The following is a 2298-nucleotide window of genomic DNA, read 5'->3' as shown; positions in this document are numbered from 1 at the left end:
TAGTCAGAGTAAATCCATTTCTAATTATGGTTTAATTTCCTTTATTCATAATTTTTAATAGAGGTTTAATAACGCAAAACTTCTCTAAAATTTATCAAGCTTTCATTTCATTGTGATTGACTAATAAAATGATATATATTGTGTTATGAAGCACAAAATTGTTTTTTTTTCATTTGAGCAATATTTTTCATTTGAGCAATATTTTTCCTTTTACTTTCTCCAAGTAATCCCCCTAAATAATACCAAAATCTCTTTTTTTTACCTCTGGTTTTAAATAAATCATCAAACTTTATGATACCATTTTTAAAAGTATGGAGTTCATTAATAGATAATTGATAATTACCTCTGGTTAAAACCGAGAGGATTGAATATAAGGAAATATTATTTCTTTTTTTTCCTGAAAAGGGGAAACTTTCAACATGAATTATTTAATAATTAATAATTATTTGGTAAGGTACACATGGTTGTTTCTCTCATTGCTATCTTATTTTAAGATCAAAGTATTGCTGTCTAATAATTTTAGACTATTTGATCGAATTTTTTTACTAAAGTCTAGTTACTAAAATTGGGTGTTGCTAGAATAATAAAGGATATCAACATCATTCAATGATTCTGGTTTTTTCTATTCCCTATTCCCTATTCTCTATTCCCTCAAAAATTAATATGAGTCAAGACGTAATTATATTATGGTATCGTAACGACCCACGCATCCATGACCATGAACCACTATATAAAGCACTAAAAGCTAATACTCAAATTATTCCTATTTATTGTTTCGACCCAAGGCAATTTGGTAAAACAAATTTTGGCTTTCCTAAAACAGGCGTATTTAGAGCAAAGTTTTTACTAGAAAGTATTGTTGATTTGCGTAACAGTCTGCAAAAATTAGGTGGTAATTTAGTTATTTATCAAGATAAACCAGAAATAGCAATTCCTAAACTAGCTCAACAATTATCTGCTAAATCAGTATTTTTTCATCAAGAAGTTACTGCCGAAGAAGTTAAAGTAGAAAGAGCAGTTCGTCAGGCACTAAAACAAATTGGAGTTAAGTTAAAATCATTTTGGGGTCATACACTTTACCATCCAGATGATTTACCTTTTGAGATTAAACAATTACCAGAATTATTTACTAATTTTCGCAAAGATGTAGAGAAAAATTCTACTGTCAATCCTACATTCTCAATTCCTCAAAAATTACCATCTTTACCAGAAATTGATGTGGGAGAATTACCCAAATTATCTGATTTCAATCTAGAAATACCACCACCAGATTCACGGCGAGTTTTAGAATTTAAAGGTGGAGAAACTGCTGGTAAGGAAAGAGTAAAAAATTACTTTTGGCAGCAAGACTGTTTAAAAGTTTATAAGGAAACAAGAAATGGAATGTTAGGGGCAAATTATTCTTCTAAATTTTCCCCTTGGTTAGCATTAGGATGTTTGTCGCCTCGTTATATTTATGAACAAGTTAAAGAATATGAATATCAAAGAGTCAAAAATCAATCAACTTATTGGTTAGTTTTTGAGTTACTCTGGCGAGATTATTTCCGATTTATTTGTCAAAAACATGGCAATAAAGTATTTCATAAATCTGGTTTACAAGGAGTAGCTATTCCTTGGCAAGAAGATTGGGAAAAATTTCAAAAGTGGCAAGTAGGTAAAACAGGATTTCCTCTAATAGATGCTAATATGCGCGAACTTTTAGCTACAGGTTTTATGTCAAATCGTGGCAGACAAAATGTTGCTAGTTTTCTGACTAAAAATTTAGGAATTAATTGGCAAATGGGAGCTGAATGGTTTGAGTCTTTACTAATAGATTATGATGTTTGTAGTAATTGGGGAAATTGGAATTACACTGCTGGAGTCGGAAATGATGCCCGAGGTTTTCGCTATTTTAATATTCCTAAACAGGCCAAAGATTACGACCCAGAAGGAAAATATGTTAAACATTGGTTGCCAGAATTAGCAAAAGTTCCTGCTGCTAAAGTACATGAACCTGGGAAATTATTACCTGTTGAACAAGATAGATTTGGTGTAAAAATTGGGGTAGATTATCCACAACCAATTGTTGATTTATGGCAGTCGGTTAAGGAGAATGAAAAAACTTATAATACAAAATTCAAGCAAGGTGGAAGAAGGAAGAAGGAAAGTACATGAGTATATTATTTTGTCAGAGTAATTTTTATGAAATTATTCTGCCTTTTCTACTAGCTTTTTCAGCTTGAGCAACCGGAAAGCTGCTACTTTTTTTGTTCTAGAAGGGGATAGGGAGTAGTTAGGAGGAATGGGGAATTATAGCAG

1 protein-coding gene is annotated in these 2298 nt (G+C 31.3%); it reads left to right on the top strand.

Annotated elements, in window-relative coordinates; genetic code table 11:
• Window positions 1–663 precede the first annotated feature (663 nt).
• Window positions 664–2154, top strand: a complete 1491-nt coding sequence (locus F6K22_RS39030; protein WP_293110326.1) for a DASH family cryptochrome — start codon at window positions 664–666, stop codon at window positions 2152–2154.
• The last annotated feature ends 144 nt before the right edge of the window (window positions 2155–2298 follow it).

Source organism: Okeania sp. SIO2F4, from assembly GCF_010672385.1.
In the GTDB taxonomy this organism is placed as follows: Bacteria; Cyanobacteriota; Cyanobacteriia; order Cyanobacteriales; family Microcoleaceae; genus Trichodesmium.
The sequence above is the reverse complement of the archived record's forward strand: the minus strand, read 5'-3'. Positions and strand labels throughout refer to the sequence as shown.